Here is a 20,971-nt window from a genome sequence, read left to right as displayed (position 1 = left end):
AACTAATGAGTAAATTAAGTAGAAGAGAATTTGTATACATGATGGCAGTACTTGGTGCTGCTCCTGTATTTGCTAATTCTCATACAAGAATGACTAATTCAGGTAAATTAGAAGATTACTACAAATTAAAGAATTTTGGTAATGCAAGATTTTTACACATGACAGATTCTCATGCACAGTTAATGCCTGTGTATTTTAGAGAACCAAGTGTAAACTTAGGTTTCCACGGTAACTATGGTAAGCCACCACATATTGTTGGTGAAAAACTATTAGATTATTATGGTATCAAAGGTGATAAAAGATTAGAGTATGCATATTCTTGTGTAAACTTTGAAAAACACGCAAAAGCTATGGGAAGAGTTGGTGGATTCGCACAAATTAAGACTGTAGTTGACTACTTAAGAAATAACTTTGGAAAAGATAAAACTCTACTTCTTGATGGTGGAGATACTTGGCAAGGAAGTGCAACTGCTCTTTACACTAGAGGTAAAGATATGGTTGGAGCTATGAATAAGTTAGGTGTTGATATTGCTGTTGGTCACTGGGAATTTACATATAAAGCTGAAGAAATTCTAGCTAATGTAAAAGAACTTGATGCAGAATTCTTAGCACAAAATGTATTTGTTAAAGAAGATGCTTTAATGGAAGGTGCTGAAGCCTTTGATGAAGATTCAGGATTAGCATTTAAACCATATACAATTAAGAAAATGGGTAATGCTAGAGTTGCTGTTATTGGTCAAGCTTTCCCTTATACTACTATTGCAAATCCTCAAAGATTTATTCCAGATTGGACTTTTGGAATTAAAGAAGAAGAGATGCAAGAGTTAGTTGATACTATCAAAGAAGAAGAAAAACCTGATGCAATTATTGTTTTATCTCATAATGGTTACGATGTAGATAAAAAAATGGCTGAGGTTGTTACTGGTATTGACTTCTTTATGGGTGGACATACTCATGATGGTGTTCCAGAAGCTTATCCTGTTAAAAATGCTGGTGGTACAACTTATGTTTGTAATGCTGGATCAAACGGTAAGTTCTTAAATGTTCTTGATTTAGATATTCAAAATGGAAAAATCAAAGACTTTAAATTTACACTTCTTCCAATCTTCTCAGATTTAATTCCTGAAGATAAAGAGATGAAAAAATATATCGAAGATGTAAGAGCTCCTTATATTAAAGATTTAATGAGACCAATTGCTACAACTGATGAAACTTTATTCAGAAGAGGTAACTTTAATGGTTCTTGGGATCAGATTATTTGTGATGCTTTAGTTGATGTAAAAGATGCTGAAATTTCACTTTCTCCTGGATTTAGATGGGGAACTTCTGTAATGCCTGGACAAGATATTACTTTTGATGATTTAATGACTCAAACAGCAATGACTTATCCTGAAACATATATGAGAGAAATCTCAGGACAAGGAATCAAAGATATCTTAGAAGATGTTGCTGATAACTTATTCAATGAAGATCCATTCTACCAACAAGGTGGAGATATGGTAAGAACAGGTGGTATTTCATACAAAATTAATCCAACTGCTCAAATGGGTAAAAGAATTTCTGATATTCAGTTAACTAGAAATGGTGCTAAATTAGAAGCTTCTAAAAACTATAAAGTAGCTGGGTGGTCAACTGTTGGCTCACAATCGCCAGGTGAACCTGTATGGGAAACTGTTGAAACTTATTTACAATCAGTAAAACATGTTAAAAATTTAAAAATCGATTCTCCTGATATTATCGGAGTAAAAGGTAACCCTGGAATCGTTTAGATTTCAGATGAGAAGAGGGTAATCTAATTACTCTCTCTCTCAGTTTAATAGTTCTTTTAATAAAAAAGAATTCTTAAGTTGAGAATAAAGGATTAAAATGTTTAAAAAGGGATTATTACTTACTCTTTTATTATTTCTAACACATATAAACGCATCTTATTTAGAAGGCAAGAAAATATTTGAAAACAAATGTTCTTCATGTCATGGAAAATATATTTCAATAAAAAATTTAAAAATTAATTTCTTTGAACAAGATAATAAAATATACAAATTAACAGTACCAACTGTAAATATGTTGGCTTATGCAATTGTTGATGGACCAAAAAGAATTGGAGATCCAGAAGATAAAGAGATGCAAGAAATAGAAATTGAAGAGTATCTAAAAGATTATTTAGAAGAACCAGATATTTCTAATACTATATGTGATCCAATAATAATTAAGTATTATGAAAAAAAAGAAGCTATTAAAATTGCAGATGATGAGACTTTAAATCTAACACATTTTTTTATGGAATATAAAAAGAATAGATTATCTAAGAGTAAACCTAAGATCACAGAATTAAATAAATTTTATGATGAAAATAAGATTTTAGATGAAGCTAAAAAATCTAATAAAAAACTTATTGTATATGCTACCTCTAAGAGTTGTTATTTCTGTAAGAAGATGGAAAGAGATGTATTGAGTTTAAAAGAGATTCAAAAAAGAATGAATAAAGATTTTATATTTTTAAAAGTGGATGTTGATGAAATAAACTTACCTTTTAATTTAAAAAAGCATTTCAAAGGAATGACTCCTACTTTCTTTTTTGTCTCTAAGAATAAAGAACTTGAGAATATATACCCAGGAGCTTGGTTAAAAGATGATTTTATAACTATTTTACAGGAGAATATCGATGAAAAGTAATATAGGAAAAACAATAGAAATATTTAGTGCAAAAAAAGGTCAAAGTGGATTACCAAGACCAATAGTTAGTGAACTAAATGTTATTAATGGATTTGGTATAGAGTTTGATAAGTTTGCTGGAAAAGATGATGAAAAAGCAGTAATGCTTGTTGGAAAAATTGCTTATGATATTGCATTAGAAAATGGGGTAGAGTTAGAACTTGGAAGTTTAGGTGAAAATATACTATTGGATATTAATCCACATAATTATGAAATAGGTTCAATTATCAAAATAGGTAGTGTTGTTTTAGAAATAACACAAAAATGTACTATTTGTAATCACTTAGCTGTATTCTCAAAAGATTTACCTACTTTAGTTAAAGATTGCAGAGGTTTATATTGTAAAATTATAGAAGGTGGTTCTATTCTAAAAGATATGGAAATAGAAATTCTAAAAGAATGGAAAGATAATAAAAAATACGCTTCATAAAGGATATAGTTTGAAAAAAATAGTTTTATTTTTATTAATTGCAGTTTTTAGTTATGCAGAGTCGACATTTAGTGATCCTCAACCAACTTTTGATAATCCAAGAAAGTTAGTGATTCAATTATATGATTCAGAAGTTACAAAAGTAAATCATAACTTAAGTTCAATATACAATATTTTAAAGGAGTATCCAAGTGAGTCTTTAAAAGTAGTAGTTATTGCTTATGGTAATGGAATGCGAGCATTAAAAAATGATTATGATGCAAAAACATTAACAAGAATACAGTCTTTAATGGAATATGATGTTGAGTTTGTTGGATGTAGAAATACAATGGAAACTATGAAATGGAGTGAGTCTGATTTTATAGATGATATTGAATATGTACAAGCTGGAATTGTTGAGATTATTGAGAGACAAGTTTCTGGTTATGTTGGAATAATTGCTTATTAAGGATAAGATGTGAAAAAACTATTTGTATTAATTTCATTACTATTTACTTTTAATGTAATGGCTTCAAGTGTTACAAAAGAGATGTGTATAAATAAAGGTGAAGATTTTATTTATGTAGTATCGGAGTGTATAGAGTATAGATATTTTGAAGGTGAAGATAATGAAGCTTTAAATATTATCGTTCATGGAACTTGGGATGAGGGTACTAATACTTTAGGAAGATATGAACCTTTTGCTGAAACAGTAAACCTAGAAACAGATATTGCAACAATAGCCATTGCTTTACCTGGATATTCTAACTCTTCTTCAAATAAGTTTTTATCATTAGGTAATAAAAAAGCTAAAAACTTAGCAGCTAAAAAAGAGTATGTTATTTTTGTAGCCGAAGTTTTAAGTGCATTAAAGAAAGAGTACAATGCTAAAATTTTAAATTACATAGGACATTCAGCTGGTGCTATGATTGGTGCTACTATAACTGGATTAAAACCAGAATTAATAAATAATATAGTTTTAGCTGGTGGAAGATATGATATTCACCAAGTAAGTGATGAAAAAAACTTAATATCAATAGTTGATGTTTTAAACAATGTAAACACAGATATTAACTTTTTATTTATATATGGAGAAAAAGATAAAATTTCTAAACCCGAAGTTACAATATCTTTTGAAAACAAAATGAAAAAACTAGGCTTTAATACAAGATTAGTTGAGGTTAAAAATGCACCTCATATTGATTTAGATATGAGTGATAAATCTCTAGAAGCAATTAGCGAACTTCTTTCAAACTAAGAGTTAAACCTTAATGGTTTAACTCTTCTTATCTTCTTACACAACTTTTAGGAATAACAATGAACAAGAAAAAACAAATGGTATTTAATCTTAACAATTTTTTATTGGCTACTTCAAATGTACTTGATTTTCAAGAAAAAGAATTTTTTGATACAAACTTATCACATTCAAAAAAGATTGCGTATATAGCTTTGAGAATTGCAAAACATTTTAAGCTTTCACCTGAGGAGTTATCAGATTTATGTTCATACTGTTTACTTCATAATATATCTATGTTTACTACGCAAAAGAAGTCAAAAGATTATTGTGAACAATCATCTAAAATAGCAGAGCAATTACCTTTTTTATTAAAGAGAAATGAGGTATTAAAATACCAATGTGAATTTTATGATGGATCAGGATTATTTGCAAAAAAAGAGAATGAAACAGATATCTTTTCTCAAATAATTTCTTTTGTTGATTTCCTTGATACGAAGTTTGATTTTTCAAAAGATGATATTAAAAATAGAGAGTTAATAAATAGATTTATTAAAACAAATGAAAATAAACTATTTTCAAAAGCAATTGTTGATGCATATTTACTTGAGAGTTCATATATATCATTTTGGTTAGATATAAAAAATGAAAATGATATTTTAAACTATATATTCAGTAATTTACATGATTTCTCAATGGTTTTAGATTTTGAAGAGGTTTTAAAAATTACATCTATTTTTACAAAAATAGTAAATGGAAATACTGATTTATTAAACTTATGTGAACAAGCTTGTGATTATTATAAGTTCGAGCATAAAGATAAACAAACTTTTTTAATTGCTGCTTCACTAAAAGATATAGGTAAGTTAGCTATTAATAGTAAAATACTTAATAAAAATGAAAAATTAAATACTTTTGAATATGAAGATATAAAATCGTATATGTATTACACACAAAAAGTTCTAAATAATATTATGGGATTTAATGATATTTCAGCATGGGCAAGTAAAGCTCAAGAAACATTAGATGCGAATGGTTATCCAAATAGAGTAATGGCTAAGGATTTATCTTTTAAAGATAGACTATTATCTGTTATATGTGTATACTCTGCATTAGTAACAAAAAAAACATATAGGGCTGCCTATACTCATGAAAAAGCAATAGAGATTATGAGTACATTTGAAAATAAATTGGATAAGGCTATTATTGCGGATATTAATAAAATTCTTAAATTTATCGAAAATTAGATATAATCACGGATTTTAAAGAATATATATAAATGATAAAGATTATAGAAGGAAAATTATGAGCGAAAAAGTAGAGCTACTTTCCCCCGCGGGAAACCTAGAAAAATTAAAAATTGCAATCAATTATGGTGCAGATGCTGTATACGCTGGAGTTAGTCACTTCAGTTTAAGAATTAGAGCTGGTAAAGAGTTTACATTTGAAACATTTAAAGAAGGTATTGACTATGCTCACGCCAGAGGAAAAAAAGTTTATGCAACAATAAACGGATTCCCATTTAATTCACAAATTGATTTATTAAAAAAACACATTGAGAAAATGGCAGAAGTAAAACCAGATGGTTTTATTGTAGCAGCTCCTGGTGTTGTAAAGTTATGTAGAGAAATTGCTCCTGATATTGATGTTCATTTATCAACTCAAGCAAATGTTCTTAATTATTTAGATGCTCAAGTATTTTGGGATTTAGGTGTAAGAAGAATTGTTGTTGCCAGAGAGATTTCATTAAAAGATGTACAACAAATTAAAAAGCATTTACCAGAGATGGAAATTGAAATTTTTGTGCATGGTTCTATGTGTTTTGCATATTCAGGAAGATGTTTAGTATCAGCAGTACAAAGTGGAAGAGTTCCTAATAGAGGGTCTTGTGCAAATGACTGTAGATTTGAATATACTTTATATGCTGAGAGTGAAAACCAAAATACATTATTTAGATTAGAAGAAGAACCTGGTGTTGGTACTTATATCTTCAACTCTAAAGATATGAACTTAGCTTCACATATTCAAGAAATCTTAGACTCAGGTGCTGTAGATTCTCTTAAAATTGAAGGAAGAACAAAATCTCCTTATTATGCAGCAGTTACTGCTAATGCATATAGAGAAGCTATTGATGATTATTATGGTGACACTTTTGATGCTGCTAAGTATCAAAGAGAATTACATACAACAAAAAACAGAGGGTTTACTGATGCTTATTTAGTACATAGACCATTTGAAAAATTAGATTCTCAAAACCATGAATATGCATTATCAAAAGGTTCATACGAAGTTACTGGACTTGTAACAGAAGATGAAGATCACTTTATGTGTAAATACAAAGTTTATCCACAAGATGAAATTGAAATTTTTGCTCCAAGAGATGTTGAGATTGAAGAGTGTGATAATGAACTTGGGAAAATTTATAAAAAAGAAGATGGTATTTATTATATTAGCTTCAATAAGATTTTAACTGAAACTAATAAAGAATTAGAATCAGTTCATAGTGGTAATACAAATAAGATTCAATTACCAGGGAAATTACCATATTTAACTATGTTAAGAGTAGAGACAAGTGATGAAGGTCAACCTATAAAATAAGTATGATATTTTTTAGAGTTACTAATAGCATAAATATTAAAACAACAGATGGGACTTTAGTTAAGTATCTTAAATTTAAAGAACCATCTAATCTTAATAATGAAACTGCATATATCACTACAACAGACGATTTTGAAGACTTAAAACAAGTCTTCAGAAACGTTGATAAAATTAAATATTCAGCAAGATTACTTAAAGAATCTAAAGTAAGAGATGTTGAAGATTTTCCAATTGAATTAGGAATATCTAATGCCAATGAATATACAAATCAAGTAAACTATGAGAAGAGAATACAAGAGAATTTTATTAATGATGAAGATGAGGTGAATTCTTTTTTATTTTCTAACCAAAAAGCTGATATTTATAAACAACTAACACTTAAAAAAGACAGAATCAATCTTGCAGTAATTGGAAGTGTTGGAAGAAGTATTGGAGAAATGGTTGCTGGATCTACTGCTCTTAGAATTTTATATACTAAATTAAAAGAAGTGTATAAAGAAGTTGTTTTAGATCTTTATATAAATGCATCTAATAATACTTTTTATTCAAGAGATAAAGAGATTTATAATAAACAAACATTTATAAACAAAGTATACCCTTTAAGCATAGATACTAAAAAGTTTTGTTCTTATGACTATTTTATTGATAATAGTTCAGTTGATATAAAATCAATGTATTTCAAAGAATTAAATATGATTGATGCTTGGTTATATAAATTTGGAATTGATTATTTTAAAATTCCTGATAATATGAAATATAATCAATTGAATATGAATTTATTTGAACCTAGTGATGAATTAAAAGAAAAAATTCAAAATGCAAAATTAAAAGGTAAACTTTTATTATTTCATCCTTATTCTGCAAAACTAGATAATTCAATACCTCAAGAAATTGCAATTTCTATTTTAAAGAAACTTATAAAAAAAGCTAGTGATTATACAATAGTTACAACTTTAAATTTAGATAGTAGAAATAAAGATTCTGATGTAATTGATTTTTCAAAAGAGTCAAAATCATTTAACGATTTTTCCTATATTATTTCAAATATGGATGGTATTATTACTTCTGAAACATCAACTTTTCACATAGCAGATGCCTTTTTGATTCCAAGTGTTGTGATATTTACAAACCCTGATTATGAAAGAAAAATCAAATATTATAATTATGTAAAAGCAGTGGAAATAATTGATGAATCTAAGAGTTTTTCGCAGTTTGTTTTTGAGAATAATAGCCTTACTTTTTACAGATTTGATTCATGGCAAAAACTTAAAGTTTCACGGATTATAAAACTATTAGAAACTTTTTGATATAATCGCTACTTTTAAAGAAAAAATTAAGGATTGATAAATGAATTTTGTATCTATTATTATGGGTAGTAAATCTGACTACGAGATTATGAAACACTGTGCTGACACTTTTGAGAAGTTCAACGTAAAATATGAAATTGTTATTTCATCAGCTCATAGATCTCCTGATAGAACTAAGACTTATATTAAAGAATCAGAAGAAAAGGGTGCTGTAGCATTTATTGCTGCTGCTGGTATGGCTGCTCACTTAGCTGGTGCATTAGCAGCAGGAACTACTAAACCTGTAATTGGTGTACCTATGAAAGGTGGAGCAATGGATGGTATGGATGCTATGCTTTCAACTGTTCAAATGCCAGCTGGTATGCCTGTTGGAACTGTTGCACTTGGAAGATCTGGTGCAGTTAATGCAGCTTATTTTGCAATGCAAATTCTTGCAATTTCTGATAATGAATTAGCTATTAAATTAAAAGAAGACAGAATCGTTCAAGCTAAAAAAGTTGAAAGTGATTCAAAAGAAATTGAAATAATTTTATAATAAGACTTAGCACTAGAAATAGTGCTAATCTTATTTCTTTATGAAAACCAGATACACGTGTATCGAAAACAATGTATTAAATTTTATCAAATATAGATTCAAGTTTTTCCTATTTTTGTATAGGTAATACTTGAATTTATATATTGATTGAGAAGAAATTAAAAACTAGGAATTAAATAGATGGTTACATTTTCACAAATTCTATTAAAACTACAAGAATTTTGGGCTAAACAAGGATGTAATATTGTACAACCTTATGATATTCCAGCTGGTGCTGGGACATTTCACCCTGCAACACTTCTTAGAAGTTTAGATTCAACTCCTTGGGCAACTGCTTATGTTGCACCAAGTAGAAGACCAACTGATGGAAGATATGGTGAGAACCCTAATAGATTAGGTGCTTATTACCAATTTCAAACTTTAATTAAACCAAGTCCAGACAATATTCAAGATTTATATTTACAATCTTTAGAATATTTAGGATTAGATTTATCTAAACATGACATTAGATTCGTTGAAGATAACTGGGAATCGCCAACTCTTGGAGCTTGGGGACTTGGTTGGGAAGTTTGGTTAGATGGTATGGAAGTTACTCAATTTACATACTTCCAACAAGTAGGTGGTTTACCTTGTGATCCTGTTGCAGTTGAAATTACTTATGGTACTGAAAGACTTGCAATGTATTTACAAGGTGTTGATTCTGTATTTGATATTGTATGGAATGAAAATGACTTTGGAACAACTACTTATGCAGATGTTCATAAAGAAGGTGAATTTGAATTTTCTAAATATAGTTTTGAAGTAGCTGATACTGAAATGTTATTTAGACATTTTGATGATGCTTTTAATGAGTGTAAATCTTGTTTAGATGCAGGATTACCTTTACCAGCTTATGATCAGTGTATGATTGCTTCTCATGCTTTTAATACTTTAGATGCTAGAAAAGCTATTTCTGTAACTGAGAGACAAAATTATATTCTTAAAGTTAGAGAGTTATCACAAGGTTGTGCAGTTTTATATAAAAAGCAAGAACCTCAAAGATTAGAAAGAGTTAATACTAAGTCTTCTCTTGAAGCTTTAGAAAAACTAAAAATAAATAATCCTGAATTATTTGTATAGGATTTAATTTGAAAGTTTTTGATATATATAATATTTTAGATAAATTATCTCCCTTTTCATTACAAGAAAAATGGGATAATGCTGGACTTCTTGTAGGTTCAATGGATGATGAAATAAAAAGTGTATATATTAGTATTGATTTAGATGAGGCTTTAGTTGATGAGATGGAAGAAAACTCATTAGTTATAACTCATCATCCATTAATTTTTTCAGGACTAAAAAGAGTTAATTATGACTCTTATAGTACAAAACTATTAAAAAAATTAATTAAAAAAGATATATCTTTAATTTCAATGCATACAAATATTGACAAAACACATTTAAATAAATATGTTGCTCAAGACATATTAGGTTTAGAAGTTTTAAATAGTGAAGAGTTTGTTTCTTATGCTAATGTTAATATGAGTTTCGATGATTTAGTAAAAGATATTTCAAAAAAATTAAATTTAAAAACGACAAAAGCAGTTAGATGTAAAGATTACATCAATACTGTTGCAATTGTCACAGGGGCAGGAATGTCATTATTAAATGAAGTTCAAGCTGATTGTTTCTTAACGGGTGATATAAAATATCATGATGCTATGGAAGCAAAAGCTAGAGGAATTTCATTAATTGATATAAGACATTATGAGAGTGAAAGATACTTCAGTACCTTAATAGAGGGACTTCTTTCAGAACATTTGAAAAAAAATGAATTAAAAGCTATAATAACAGCTTCACAAAATCCATTTGAGTTTTTTATAGAAGGAGAAACTATTGAATAAGTATTTACAGGATCTAATCAAATTATCTAAATTTGACACATCAATTAGTATGTTTGAACCAAAGATTGAAAATGAAAAAGCTAAACTTGCTACATTTATTGAAACAGCAGAAGCTATTAAAACTTCAATCAACAACATCTATTTAGAAGTTGATGAAATCAAGTCTAAAAGAACAAAAAACAATATTCACTTAGCTGAGTTAAAATCTAAATTAGAAGATATCGCTAAAAAGAATAAAGATATTCAAACAGAAAAAGAATTAAAAGCTTTACAATTAGAAGAAGAAATTGCTAAAGAACAAATTGCTTTTGCTAATGAAGAAATTAATAGATTAGATACTCTTGCTAGTTCAAAAGAAGAAGAATTAAAAGAGTTACAAGTTAATTTAACTGAAGAAGAAGAATCGATTAAAGAAATTCAAGTTGCTGTTGATAGTACAATTGAAGAAATCAATAAAGAAAGAAACGTTGTATATCAAGAAAGAAGTGAATTATTAGAGAAATTTGATAATAAAATTTTAACTTTCTATGAAAAAATTAAAAGATGGGCTAAAGATTCAGCTGTTGTTCCTGTAAAAAAACAAGCTTGTTATGGTTGTTACATGAAAATTAATGACAAAACTTATGCTGAAGTAATCAAATCTGAAGAGATTATAAACTGTCCACACTGTGGAAGAATTCTTTACAAAGAAGATGAAACTGAAGAGGCTTAATTTTGAGCCTTTTTAGTATATTTTATTACATACTCGCTTTTGTAGTATATGTACTAGCTATTCCTTATCTGCTATTTAAATCAAGAAGTTCAAAATATAAAGTTGCTATCCCTTCCAAATTTTTTTTAAAGAATAATCCAAAATTTGAAAAATCAGGTGTATGGTTTCATTCATGTTCAATGGGAGAAACTAAAGCTATAAAACCATTAATAGAAGAGTATATTAATGAGGCTAATGTATCTGTTATTACTAATACAGGATTTGAAGAAGCAAACAAGATAACGAAGAATAGCCGTTATTTACCTTTTGAAATATTTTTACCTTTTTGGGTAAACAAACAAAAAGTACTAGTTGTTATGGAAGCTGAACTTTGGTATATGCTTTTTTTATGTGCTAAATCAAAAGGAACTAAGACTTTTTTGATTAATGCTAGGATTTCAGATAAATCTTTTGCATCATATAAAAGATTTTCATTTTTTTATAAGAAAATATTCAAGCATATAGATAAAGTATTTGCACAAAGTGATATAGATAAAAAAAGATTAGAAGAGTTAGGTGCACTAAACGTTGAAGTTATTGGTAATATTAAATTAGCACAACTTCCTAAAGTAAAAAATGATTTTGTAAAACCTGATACATGTGTTATAACAGCAGGTAGTACACATGAGAAAGAAGAAGAATTGATTTTAAATGCTTATAAAAAAGAGCATGGAAAATTAATCATTGTTCCAAGACATCCTGAAAGATTTGATAAAGTTGATTCTTTAATAAAAGAATTTATTAAAGATAAAAACATTAGCTATCAAAAATATTCAAAGAAAGAAGATTTTGAATCTGATATAATACTTGTTGATAAAATGGGTATTTTAAATGATATTTTTTCAATATCTGATGTTGTGATTCTTGGAGGAGCATTTGAAAAAATTGGTGGGCATAATCCTATTGAACCTGCTTTTTTTGGATGTAAAATTATAAGTGGTAAAAACATCTTTAATCAGAAACCACTTTTTGAATGCGTAAGTAATTATTATTTAATTGATAATGAAAACTTAGGTGATTACCTAGATAAAATAGATAATTTAGAAAAACCAGTTTTAACAAAAGCTGGTTCATTAGAACCTATAATAAAGGAAATAAATGGCTGGATATGATAAAGCATATAAAGTATTAGCAAAACAAGAAAATATTTCAAACTCAAAAGCAAAAGATTTAATTGACAAAGGTTTAGTTAAATCTGGTGGGAAAAAAGTTCTTATTGCTAGAGGTGAAATTAGCACTAACGCTCAATTTACAGTAAAAGAAGTTGCACCAATTAAGATGATCTTCCAAGATGATGATATTTTAGTTGTTGATAAACCTGCATTTTTAACAGCAGATGAAGTAGCAAGAAAATTCCCTGATGCAATCTTACTTAACAGACTTGATAAAGAAACATCTGGTGTTATGATGTTTGCTAAAAATGAAGAGTTTAGAATTAAAGCTATTAAAGAATTCGCAGCAAATAGAGTATATAAAGAATATGTTGCAATTGTTGATGGAAAAGTAATTGATGAAATGGAAATTGATAAACCAATTTTAACTACAAAAGATAGAGGTCAAGCTAAATCAAAAGTAGATGCTAAAAAAGGTAAACCTGCTAAATCAACTGTTTACCCTATGTTAGTTGAAGGTAGACATTCAAAAGTTAAAATTGTAATTGAATCTGGAAGAACTCACCAAATTAGAGTTCATTTAAATTCAGTTGGTTTCCCAATCATTGGTGATACAATTTATGGTAAACCAGCAACTAATATTAATAGAGTTCTGTTACATTCAAAAATTACTAAAATTTTTGATTATGAATTCGAATCTAAAGAACCAAGAGAATTTAGAGTATACGAATTTAATTAAAAATTAAGTTTATAAATAACTTCAAAATAATAACAATTCCCAAAGTATGGGGATTGTTAAACTCCACAAAAAACTAATAAAATTAAATTTAACTTAATATAACCACTATTTAACCTTACTCAAAGCAAATGAAAAGTATAATCCACAAAATTTAAAATCTTGGAGTACAGTTTTGTTCGATTCAATAACCGGTTCAATACGAAGTGCAGTAAATAAAATAAGACATAAAGACGATGTAGCATCTTTAAAAAAAGCAATTACAGAGTTAAAAAAATCTTTATTAAAAGCTGACGTTCATCATAAAACGACTAAAGAGTTAGTTACTGCTGTTGAAATAGAAACTAAAAACAATGGAATAGGGCAAGATTCATTTTTAAATGCATTAAAAGATGAATTAACTAAATTACTTACTACTGAAGGTAATCAAGGCTTCGTATTCTCAAATACACCTCCTACAACGATTTTAATGACAGGTTTACAAGGTTCTGGTAAAACTACAACTACAGGTAAACTTGCAAACTATTTAAAACTAAGAAAGAAAAAAGTATTAGTAGCAGCTGCGGATTTACAAAGACTAGCAGCAGTTGAACAATTAAAACAAATTGCAGCTCAAATTGAAGTTGACGTTTATTTTGATGATAATGAAACTAATCCTATTAAAATAGCACGTGCAGCACAAGAAAAAGCAAGAGCTGAACACTATGATGTATTATTAATAGATACAGCTGGTCGATTAGCAATTGATGAAGAATTAATGACTCAATTAGAAGATGTAAGAGATTCAGTTAAGCCTGATGAAATCTTCTATGTAGCTGATTCTTTAACTGGTCACGATGCAACTAAAACTGCAACATCATTCAAAGAAAAAATTGGTATTGATGGTGTGATTCTTTCTAAATATGATGGTGATACTAAAGGTGGAGTTGCTCTATCTATTGCTAATCAAGTTGGAGTTCCATTAAGATTTATTGGTACTGGTGAAAAAATGCCAGATCTTGAAGTATTCATTCCTGATAGAATTGTATCTAGATTAATGGGTGCAGGAGATATTGAAGGTTTAGCTGAAAAGACTTCTGCAATTATTGATGAGAAAAAAGCTAAAGAAGTAACTAAAAAAATCAAAAAAGGTGAATTCAACTTTAATGACTTTTTAGATCAATTAGCAATGATGAGCAAATTAGGTTCAATGAAATCTATTATTGGAATGATTCCAGGTCTTTCACAAATGGCTGGTCCTTTAAAAGATATGGATTTTGAAAACTCTGACGAGATTAAAAGAATTAAAGCTCTTATAGGTTCAATGACTCCAAAAGAGAGAGAACAACCAAGTCTTATGAATCCTTCTAGAAAAAGAAGAATTTCAAAAGGTTCTGGATTATCAGAAATGCAAATTAATAAAATTTTAAAGCAATTTAAAAATGCTTCTAAAATGGCGAAGAAATTATCATCTAAAGGTGGTATGAAAGGTCTTCAAAATATGATGTCTCAAATGGGACCTGGTGGGATGCCTAAAATCCCTAGATAGTTTACTCTATCACTAATAAATAGTGTTGAGTTGTGAACTTATTTCTTAATGGAGTTCAGAATTCAATACTATAATAAAAACAAAATTTAAAGGAAAAGAATATGACTACTATTAGATTAACAAGAATGGGTAGAAACAAGAAACCATTTTACAGAATCGTTGTTACAGACTCAAGAAAAAGAAGAGATTCAGGTTGGATTGAATCAATTGGTTACTTTAACCCAGTTGCAGAGCCAAAAGTATTAAAAATTGATGAAGAAAGATATAACTACTGGTTAAGCGTTGGTGCTAAACCATCTGAAAAAGTTGCTAAATTAGCTGCTAAGTAATTAGAGCTTTCTTATGATTATCAAATTTATAGAAAACTATGCAAAGCTTATAGTTAGTGTACCAGCTGATGTTGAAGTTACAAAAGAAGTTATCGACGATACTTTCGCTGAAATTACAATTGTGGCAAATAGTGTTGATATTGGTAAATTAATTGGAAAAAATGGAAATATGATTAATGCTTTGAAAACTATGGCAAATGGTTGCAAAGCAAAAGATGGTATTTCATATAAAATACAAGTGGTAGCAAGATAGTGTCTATGAATAAAGATAATGTATATGTAGCAAAATTAGGGAAGACAGTAGGTCTAAAAGGTCATGTAAAACTTTTTATTGACTCTGACTTCCCAGAGCAGTTTAAAAACGGTTCATCTTTTTTAACTAACAGAAATCTAAATCTTGTAATTAAAGATTATAGTGCAACAAGAGAAATTGTACAATTTGAAAATTATGATGATGTAGATCTTGCAAAGAAACTTACTAATCAAGAACTTTTTTCTACTCCAGAACAAACTAGAAATAATTGCCAATTAGCTGAAAATGAATTTTTTTGGTTTGATTTAATAGATTGTGATGTGTATGAAGAGGATTTAAAATTAGGAAAAGTAGTTGATGTTCATAGATATCCAACTAGTGACTATTTAGAAATTACTACAGATAGTACTCTTGTAGAAAAAGAATTACCTAAAACTTTTTTATTACCTCATATCTTTAATCAATATGTTTTAGAGGTTAATGTAGATGAGAAAAAAATTACAGTAAAAGACGCTTACGATATTTTAGAAAACTCATAAAGTTTTCTAAATTAGTAATTACATCTTTTATTAAACTCTTCTTTCGTTAATTCCACTTCAAAAGCATTATCAAAATTATTTTCGATTAACTTATCAAATAAAGCTTTTCTAGACATTTTATCTTCAAATGGGCCATAATATACTTCTATATTATTAACGTCATCTCTACATAGTTTAACATCACTTGAAATACTTGTTATTGAATCTAAATAATCTTTATATAAATTACCTTTTACACTTGCTACATTAATCAATAATAAAAAAGTATTATTATTCATTTCTTCTTTCATTATTGTAGGCGTATTCTCAGCTTTTATTTCTTCATCTTTTTTTACTAGTTCTTCTTGTTTCTGAAGAATTTCTTCTTCTTTATTTTTCTCTTCTAATGATAATTTTGTATTTTCTAAATTTATTTGATTTAAAATAAGTTTTTCTTTTTCTTCTTCAAGCATAAATTTCTCTTGAATCATCTGCTCTTTTAATAATAAAGCTTCTTTTTTTAGAGTTTCAAGTTCTTCTTTTTGTTTTTCAAGTTCTTCTTTTTTACTTTCAAGTTTCATTTTTTCTTCTGATAAAACTTCTTCAGCATCAGCTAGAGCTTTTTGTTGTCTCTCTTTTTCTTTTTCTAGAATTGCTTTTTCTTCTTCAAGCTTTTCAAGACGTTCACTCTCTTTATTTTCTTTTATACTTTTATTAGTAAGTTGTGCTAATTGTTTATTTAGTTTTGAAGTATTTATTTCTTTTAGATCAAATTTATAGTCATCTTTTTCTTTTACTTCAACTTTTTGTATTTTTTCCATTTTTGGTTTTTCTTCTACAGGTGCATCAAAAACTCCAAGGAAATACATAACAATACCAGATAGTAATACAAGACCTAGTAGCCCAATTAATCCAAATAAAGCAAGTTTTAGAATATTCTTTTTTTTCTTTTTCCCAAACTCTTGTTCATTATTGTTTTCTGTTGATTCTTTATTCTCATCACTGTTTTGACTAGAAGAATCATTAGTTGATGATTCATCATTATTATCTTTTTGAGGAGTGTCTTCAATTAATTCTAAACTATCTTCAATGTTTTCTTCTGCCATTATTTACTCTTTATTGTGAACTTTTTCTTTTTTCTTTTTGTTTAGCTAATATTTTTTCTTTATTTTTTTTATAATATTCTCTTCTATACTCTCTTAGTTCTTCTTTTTTCTTTTCCCTATACTCTTTATCGTATTCTAATCTTTTTTCTTTATTTTCTTCATAATACTCTTTTTTCTTATCTTTATACTCATTTATTTTAGCAATTATAAGTTCTTTTCTATCATCAACATGAGCTTTTTGTGCTTTTGCAATTTCTTTTATTTTATTTGCAAATCCACCATCTGCTAATTCTTTCTCATAGTCAATAACTTTTTTAGGAGTTTTCTTCTTTGCTTTATTTTTTAAATAATATTCTCTTTTTTTCTTTTTATGAGATAAAAAATTTTCTTCACGAAGTTTCTTTAGTTCATCTAAATCCATACTTTATTTAACTAACCTATCTTTTTAATCTATTAACCGTATCCAACATACTATCCGTAGTTGTAATAGCTTTTGAATTTGCTTCATAAGCTCTTTGTGCAGTAATCAAATCTACCATCTCATTTACTAGTTTTACATTTGACAGTTCAATCATACCTTGTCTTGTATTACCAAATTGTGCAGTTGATGGATTACCTGTAATTGCAGCTCCTGATGCTTCAGTTTCTTTGTATAATGATTCTCCCATAGGAGCAAGTCCCGCAGGATTAATAAAGTCAGCAATTTCAATTTGACCTAGATTTACAACTGCCTCAGTTTGAGGGTCTGTTGCAGTCATTGTTCCATCTTTTCCTACTGTAATTTTTACAACATTGTTTGGAACAACAATTTGAGGACTTAAAGGATATCCATTTCCATTTACTATTGTACCTTCATCATTTAATTTGAATGTACCATTTCTTGAATATGCTGTTTCACCATTAGGTAGAGTAATTTGAAAAAATCCTTTTCCTTCAATGGCCATATCTAAAGGGTTTGATGTAAGTTTTAAGTCACCTTCTGTAAAGTTTTTTTGAATTCCTGAAATTCTAACCCCCAAACCAACATCGATTCCTGTTGGATTTGTAGTAGTTTGAGAAGTTTGACCTGCTGCATAGTTCAATGTTTCATACATAAGATCTTGGAATTCAGCTCTATCTTGCTTGAATCCTGTAGAGTTTACATTGGCAATATTGTTTGATGTTACATCAATTTGATGCTGCATTGAGTTCATTCCTGTTGCAGCTGTATATAGTCCTCTAAGCATATACTTTTCCTTTAGATTATTAGATATTCAATTATTATATTTTAAGAACAATTAAAATTAGATAAATCTATATAATTATTTTATTACAATATTAAGTATAAATTTAAAACAAATTATATATAATGATAGTTATTTGAAAGAAATACTACAAAAAGGGTTAAATGATGAGAATTCTAATAGTTGATGATAGTTCGACAATGAGAAGAATTATCGGAAATGTTGTAATGCAATTAGGATTTGCAAAAGATGATTTCGATGAAGCGGAAGATGGTGTTAAAGCATGGAAACTTCTTTGTGAGTCTCATTATGATGTGATTTTAACAGACTGGAATATGCCAAATATGAACGGTCTTGATTTAGTTAAGAAAACAAGAGGTGAGGGTGCACATCAAAAGACTCCAATTATTATGATTACAACAGAAGGTGGAAAGGGCGAGGTTATTACAGCTTTAAAAGCAGGTGTTAATAACTATATTGTTAAACCTTTTAATGCAGAAATATTAAAAGAAAAGCTTGATGGGGTATTAAAAAAATAATAAGATAAGGTATTGTTATGAGTATGAGTCAGGAAGAAATTGAAGCACTAATGAATGGTTTAGATATAGCAGATGATGCTAGTGAACCCGAAGAAACTGCTTCAGAAGAGGCTAATTTAAGCAGTAATGAAATTGATGAACTTATTTCTTCTACAAGTGATGTTGTAGAACCTGAAGTTACTGCGTCTATTGATCTTGATAATGTTATAGAAGAAGTTAGTTCTCCTGAAAATTTAGATATTTCAGAAATGGCAGTTAACGAAACAGTTAACAATAGTGATATTGATGATTTATTAAAAGATTTAGAAGAACCTACTTCTGTAGTTGAACCAACACCTGTTGTTGAAGAAGAATCTTTAGATTTAGAAAACTTTGATGATATTTTATCTGGAATTGATGGTGTTATTGATAATGAACCTGAAGTTAAAGAGGAAGTTGTCTCAGTACCTAAGCAAAAAGAAACATTTAGTGATAAAGATAAAGACGAGATTGTTAGAGATTGGACAGACTCAAAAATTAATGAAGGTATATTTCCTTTACCTGCTGAAAAAGATACAAAAGTTGTATCACAGTTAAATCAAGTTGCAAATGATTCGGAAGAAAAAGTTGGACAAATTTTTGACGTTTTAAGTCTTGGATTAGATAATAACAATGAATGTAGAAGTAAAATTACTGAAGTTGAGTCTTTTCTTAGCTCACAAACGAATCTTCTTAACTCATTGCACAGTAAATTTCCTAATATTCAAGTTTTTGAACAACACTTAGGTGAAATTCAAAATGTTAATGAAAGTTTAACTGGATTAAAAAATGCTATGAATGATGAAGATATGAAAATCTTTGAAGCCATGGAATTAATGCAGTTTAATGATATTAATAGACAGAAAATTGAAAGAGTTATGGCAGTTATTAAAAAGCTATCTTCTTATTTAAATAATTTATTTGAAGATGAAGATGATTCTAAAGATATTGTTGTAGCTAGACATATTCACGGTGATGATAATAATGATTTAATTGGCGAAGATTTAGACAAGCTAATCGCTGAATTTGGAAACTAAAGGTAAATTATGAATCAAGGTACATATCCTCTTGCTGGATCAATGGTTAATCAAATTAACCGATTAGATCAAATTAGTAATAATTTAGCAAATATTAATACTAATGGTTTTAAGCAAGAAGGGTTAACTGAGACAACTTTTAATTATTATTTAGAACGAATGCAAAATGAAGGTAAAACGCCTACTAAAGCAAATATAGTTATGAATAATGTTCCAAAGATTGATAGTAAATTTATTAATAGTGAAATGGGACCAATTGCTCCAACTGGTAATGCATTAGATTTTGCATTACAACAAGGTGATACTTTTTTTAAAGTGCAAAATGCTAATGGTGATATTGTATATACACGTGATGGTGCATTTAAAATTCAAGATGGGTTTTTAGTTGATTCGAATGGGAATAATGTTTTAAATCCTGATAATGAACCAATTGTTGCTGAAGATGGATTTGAACAAAATATTGGAGTTATTCAAACTCCTTATTCTAATTTAAATAAAATCGGTGATAATACATATCAAATGGTAAATGCAAATGATAGAATAATATTTGAAAATACTGATGGTTTATTAGTTCAAGGTTCAATAGAAAAATCAAATGTTAATTCAGTTACTTCAATGGTTCAATTAATTGATGCACATAGACGGTTTGAACAATCTCAGAAAGCTATGAGTAGTATTGATGAAATTAATTCAAAAATAATAGATAAAATAGGGAATAATACTAGATAATGGAAGCAAGTAATGTAACAAGTACACTTTTTTCTCAATTAGACTTTCGTAGTGAAAGACAAAAAGTTATTACAAGTAATATAGCTAATATTAATACACCTAACTATAAAACAAAGGATTTAGTTTTTGATCATGAACTTGATAAAGCTACATCTAAAAATACGCCAGTATTACAAATGGCAAAAACTTCATCTACTCATTTCTCAAATGTAAATGCTGTAAATAATATTCAAAATCCTAAACTAATTGAAGTTCAAGGATTAGAAGAACAAAATGATGGTAATAATGTGAGTCTAGATACTCAAATGGGTGAAATGTCAAAAAACAAAATGCTTTTTGATGCACTTCAATCATCAATCAAAAAAGATTCAAGACTATTTAGATCAGTTATTGAATCATCTGCTAAAAATTAAT

25 protein-coding genes are annotated in these 20,971 nt (G+C 28.2%); 22 read left to right on the top strand and 3 right to left on the bottom strand.

The features are described from left to right. The first annotated feature begins 5 nt into the window (after nt 1-5). From soxB to rimM, 18 genes are all read left to right on the top strand, one after another. A complete protein-coding gene (soxB, locus tag ALEK_RS14415; protein ID WP_071626883.1) occupies nt 6-1,769 on the top strand; it encodes a thiosulfohydrolase SoxB in 1,764 nt (587 codons plus the stop codon). Nucleotides 1,770-1,866: 97 nt separating this feature from the next. Beyond that, complete coding sequence (locus tag ALEK_RS14410; protein WP_071626884.1) at nt 1,867-2,673, top strand: thioredoxin family protein; 807 nt, start codon at nt 1,867-1,869, stop codon at nt 2,671-2,673. Next, entirely contained in the window at nt 2,663-3,142 is a 480-nt protein-coding gene (locus tag ALEK_RS14405; protein WP_071626885.1) for an MOSC domain-containing protein, read from the top strand. Before ALEK_RS14410 ends, ALEK_RS14405 begins: the two co-directional genes overlap by 11 nt. A 10-nt stretch (nt 3,143-3,152) precedes the next feature. Then, nucleotides 3,153-3,590 carry a DsrE family protein gene (locus ALEK_RS14400; protein ID WP_071626886.1) on the top strand — a complete coding sequence of 146 codons (438 nt, stop codon included), beginning with the start codon at nt 3,153-3,155 and terminating at the stop codon, nt 3,588-3,590. Between the two features lie 9 nt (nt 3,591-3,599). Beyond that, the gene (locus tag ALEK_RS14395; RefSeq protein WP_228146287.1) at nt 3,600-4,379 is read left to right on the top strand and encodes an alpha/beta hydrolase; all 780 of its coding nucleotides are present in this window, start codon (nt 3,600-3,602) and stop codon (nt 4,377-4,379) included. 59 nt (nt 4,380-4,438) lie between these two features. After that, a complete protein-coding gene (locus tag ALEK_RS14390; RefSeq protein WP_071626887.1) occupies nt 4,439-5,602 on the top strand; it encodes an HD-GYP domain-containing protein in 1,164 nt (387 codons plus the stop codon). Between the two features lie 55 nt (nt 5,603-5,657). Then, nucleotides 5,658-6,953: a peptidase U32 family protein gene (locus ALEK_RS14385; protein WP_071626888.1), complete on the top strand. Its 1,296-nt coding sequence runs from the start codon at nt 5,658-5,660 to the stop codon at nt 6,951-6,953. 2 nt (nt 6,954-6,955) lie between these two features. Beyond that, entirely contained in the window at nt 6,956-8,260 is a 1,305-nt protein-coding gene (locus ALEK_RS14380) for a glycosyltransferase family 9 protein (RefSeq protein ID WP_071626889.1), read from the top strand. Between the two features lie 40 nt (nt 8,261-8,300). Further along, the gene (purE, locus tag ALEK_RS14375) at nt 8,301-8,795 is read left to right on the top strand and encodes a 5-(carboxyamino)imidazole ribonucleotide mutase (protein ID WP_071626890.1); all 495 of its coding nucleotides are present in this window, start codon (nt 8,301-8,303) and stop codon (nt 8,793-8,795) included. Nucleotides 8,796-8,975: 180 nt separating this feature from the next. Beyond that, entirely contained in the window at nt 8,976-9,914 is a 939-nt protein-coding gene (glyQ, locus tag ALEK_RS14370) for a glycine--tRNA ligase subunit alpha (RefSeq protein ID WP_071626891.1), read from the top strand. Nucleotides 9,915-9,922: 8 nt separating this feature from the next. Continuing rightward, complete coding sequence (locus tag ALEK_RS14365; protein WP_071626892.1) at nt 9,923-10,678, top strand: Nif3-like dinuclear metal center hexameric protein; 756 nt, start codon at nt 9,923-9,925, stop codon at nt 10,676-10,678. Continuing rightward, complete coding sequence (locus ALEK_RS14360) at nt 10,671-11,390, top strand: zinc ribbon domain-containing protein (protein ID WP_071626893.1); 720 nt, start codon at nt 10,671-10,673, stop codon at nt 11,388-11,390. Before ALEK_RS14365 ends, ALEK_RS14360 begins: the two co-directional genes overlap by 8 nt. Continuing rightward, nucleotides 11,390-12,541, top strand: coding sequence for a lipid IV(A) 3-deoxy-D-manno-octulosonic acid transferase (waaA, locus tag ALEK_RS14355; RefSeq protein ID WP_087148726.1), 1,152 nt, complete (start codon nt 11,390-11,392; stop codon nt 12,539-12,541). The genes ALEK_RS14360 and waaA overlap by 1 nt, the downstream gene beginning before the upstream one ends. Continuing rightward, nucleotides 12,528-13,280, top strand: coding sequence for an RluA family pseudouridine synthase (locus ALEK_RS14350; RefSeq protein ID WP_071626895.1), 753 nt, complete (start codon nt 12,528-12,530; stop codon nt 13,278-13,280). Before waaA ends, ALEK_RS14350 begins: the two co-directional genes overlap by 14 nt. Nucleotides 13,281-13,452: 172 nt before the next feature. Continuing rightward, on the top strand, nt 13,453-14,805 hold the full coding sequence (ffh, locus tag ALEK_RS14345; protein ID WP_071626896.1) for a signal recognition particle protein: 1,353 nt from the start codon (nt 13,453-13,455) through the stop codon (nt 14,803-14,805). A 101-nt stretch (nt 14,806-14,906) separates the two neighbouring features. After that, complete coding sequence (rpsP, locus tag ALEK_RS14340) at nt 14,907-15,134, top strand: 30S ribosomal protein S16 (protein WP_071626897.1); 228 nt, start codon at nt 14,907-14,909, stop codon at nt 15,132-15,134. A 13-nt stretch (nt 15,135-15,147) separates the two neighbouring features. Then, on the top strand, nt 15,148-15,387 hold the full coding sequence (locus ALEK_RS14335; protein ID WP_071626898.1) for a KH domain-containing protein: 240 nt from the start codon (nt 15,148-15,150) through the stop codon (nt 15,385-15,387). Between the two features lie 5 nt (nt 15,388-15,392). Then, nucleotides 15,393-15,926: a ribosome maturation factor RimM gene (gene rimM, locus ALEK_RS14330; RefSeq protein WP_071626899.1), complete on the top strand. Its 534-nt coding sequence runs from the start codon at nt 15,393-15,395 to the stop codon at nt 15,924-15,926. 11 nt (nt 15,927-15,937) lie between these two features. On the opposite strand, the gene ALEK_RS14325 is transcribed toward rimM, so the two are convergent. Genes ALEK_RS14325 through flgG form a run of 3 tightly spaced genes read right to left on the bottom strand, consistent with a single transcriptional unit; the run spans nt 15,938 to nt 18,237 of the window. Continuing rightward, nucleotides 15,938-17,011, bottom strand: coding sequence for a hypothetical protein (locus ALEK_RS14325; protein ID WP_071626900.1), 1,074 nt, complete (start codon nt 17,009-17,011; stop codon nt 15,938-15,940). A 10-nt stretch (nt 17,012-17,021) separates the two neighbouring features. Continuing rightward, entirely contained in the window at nt 17,022-17,432 is a 411-nt protein-coding gene (locus ALEK_RS14320) for a hypothetical protein (protein WP_071626901.1), read from the bottom strand. Nucleotides 17,433-17,448: 16 nt separating this feature from the next. Continuing rightward, nucleotides 17,449-18,237 (bottom strand): flagellar basal-body rod protein FlgG, encoded by a 789-nt coding sequence (flgG, locus tag ALEK_RS14315; RefSeq protein ID WP_071626902.1) that lies wholly within the window; start codon nt 18,235-18,237, stop codon nt 17,449-17,451. 164 nt (nt 18,238-18,401) lie between these two features. Between flgG and ALEK_RS14310 the strand changes: the two genes are divergently transcribed. The 4 genes from ALEK_RS14310 to flgB are packed head-to-tail and all read left to right on the top strand — an operon-like array spanning nt 18,402 to nt 20,970. After that, nucleotides 18,402-18,773, top strand: a complete 372-nt coding sequence (locus ALEK_RS14310; protein ID WP_071626903.1) for a response regulator — start codon at nt 18,402-18,404, stop codon at nt 18,771-18,773. Nucleotides 18,774-18,790: 17 nt separating this feature from the next. Then, a complete protein-coding gene (locus ALEK_RS14305) occupies nt 18,791-19,828 on the top strand; it encodes a hypothetical protein (protein ID WP_071626904.1) in 1,038 nt (345 codons plus the stop codon). 9 nt (nt 19,829-19,837) lie between these two features. Next, nucleotides 19,838-20,557 (top strand): flagellar hook-basal body protein, encoded by a 720-nt coding sequence (locus tag ALEK_RS14300; protein WP_071626905.1) that lies wholly within the window; start codon nt 19,838-19,840, stop codon nt 20,555-20,557. After that, entirely contained in the window at nt 20,557-20,970 is a 414-nt protein-coding gene (gene flgB / locus ALEK_RS14295; protein WP_071626906.1) for a flagellar basal body rod protein FlgB, read from the top strand. Before ALEK_RS14300 ends, flgB begins: the two co-directional genes overlap by 1 nt. The last annotated feature ends 1 nt before the right edge of the window (nt 20,971 follow it).

Origin of the sequence: Poseidonibacter lekithochrous (genome assembly GCF_013283835.1) — a bacterium.
Lineage (GTDB): Bacteria > Campylobacterota > Campylobacteria > Campylobacterales > Arcobacteraceae > Poseidonibacter > Poseidonibacter lekithochrous.
Note: the sequence above shows the minus strand (reverse complement) of the source record. Positions and strands in the feature narration are given on the sequence as shown.

Excerpts from the sequence above, each read along its gene's own strand:
- soxB (WP_071626883.1), top strand. The coding sequence starts at position 6 with ATGAGTAAATTAAGTAGAAGAGAATTTGTATACATGATGGCAGTACTT.
- ALEK_RS14410 (WP_071626884.1), top strand. The coding sequence starts at position 1,867 with ATGTTTAAAAAGGGATTATTACTTACTCTTTTATTATTTCTAACACAT.
- ALEK_RS14405 (WP_071626885.1), top strand. The coding sequence starts at position 2,663 with ATGAAAAGTAATATAGGAAAAACAATAGAAATATTTAGTGCAAAAAAA.
- ALEK_RS14390 (WP_071626887.1), top strand. The coding sequence starts at position 4,439 with ATGAACAAGAAAAAACAAATGGTATTTAATCTTAACAATTTTTTATTG.
- ALEK_RS14380 (WP_071626889.1), top strand. The coding sequence starts at position 6,956 with ATGATATTTTTTAGAGTTACTAATAGCATAAATATTAAAACAACAGAT.
- purE (WP_071626890.1), top strand. The coding sequence starts at position 8,301 with ATGAATTTTGTATCTATTATTATGGGTAGTAAATCTGACTACGAGATT.
- glyQ (WP_071626891.1), top strand. The coding sequence starts at position 8,976 with ATGGTTACATTTTCACAAATTCTATTAAAACTACAAGAATTTTGGGCT.
- ALEK_RS14350 (WP_071626895.1), top strand. The coding sequence starts at position 12,528 with ATGGCTGGATATGATAAAGCATATAAAGTATTAGCAAAACAAGAAAAT.
- rpsP (WP_071626897.1), top strand. The coding sequence starts at position 14,907 with ATGACTACTATTAGATTAACAAGAATGGGTAGAAACAAGAAACCATTT.
- ALEK_RS14335 (WP_071626898.1), top strand. The coding sequence starts at position 15,148 with ATGATTATCAAATTTATAGAAAACTATGCAAAGCTTATAGTTAGTGTA.
- rimM (WP_071626899.1), top strand. The coding sequence starts at position 15,393 with ATGAATAAAGATAATGTATATGTAGCAAAATTAGGGAAGACAGTAGGT.
- ALEK_RS14325 (WP_071626900.1), bottom strand. The coding sequence starts at position 17,011 with ATGGCAGAAGAAAACATTGAAGATAGTTTAGAATTAATTGAAGACACT.
- ALEK_RS14320 (WP_071626901.1), bottom strand. The coding sequence starts at position 17,432 with ATGGATTTAGATGAACTAAAGAAACTTCGTGAAGAAAATTTTTTATCT.
- flgG (WP_071626902.1), bottom strand. The coding sequence starts at position 18,237 with ATGCTTAGAGGACTATATACAGCTGCAACAGGAATGAACTCAATGCAG.
- ALEK_RS14310 (WP_071626903.1), top strand. The coding sequence starts at position 18,402 with ATGAGAATTCTAATAGTTGATGATAGTTCGACAATGAGAAGAATTATC.
- ALEK_RS14305 (WP_071626904.1), top strand. The coding sequence starts at position 18,791 with ATGAGTATGAGTCAGGAAGAAATTGAAGCACTAATGAATGGTTTAGAT.
- ALEK_RS14300 (WP_071626905.1), top strand. The coding sequence starts at position 19,838 with ATGAATCAAGGTACATATCCTCTTGCTGGATCAATGGTTAATCAAATT.
- flgB (WP_071626906.1), top strand. The coding sequence starts at position 20,557 with ATGGAAGCAAGTAATGTAACAAGTACACTTTTTTCTCAATTAGACTTT.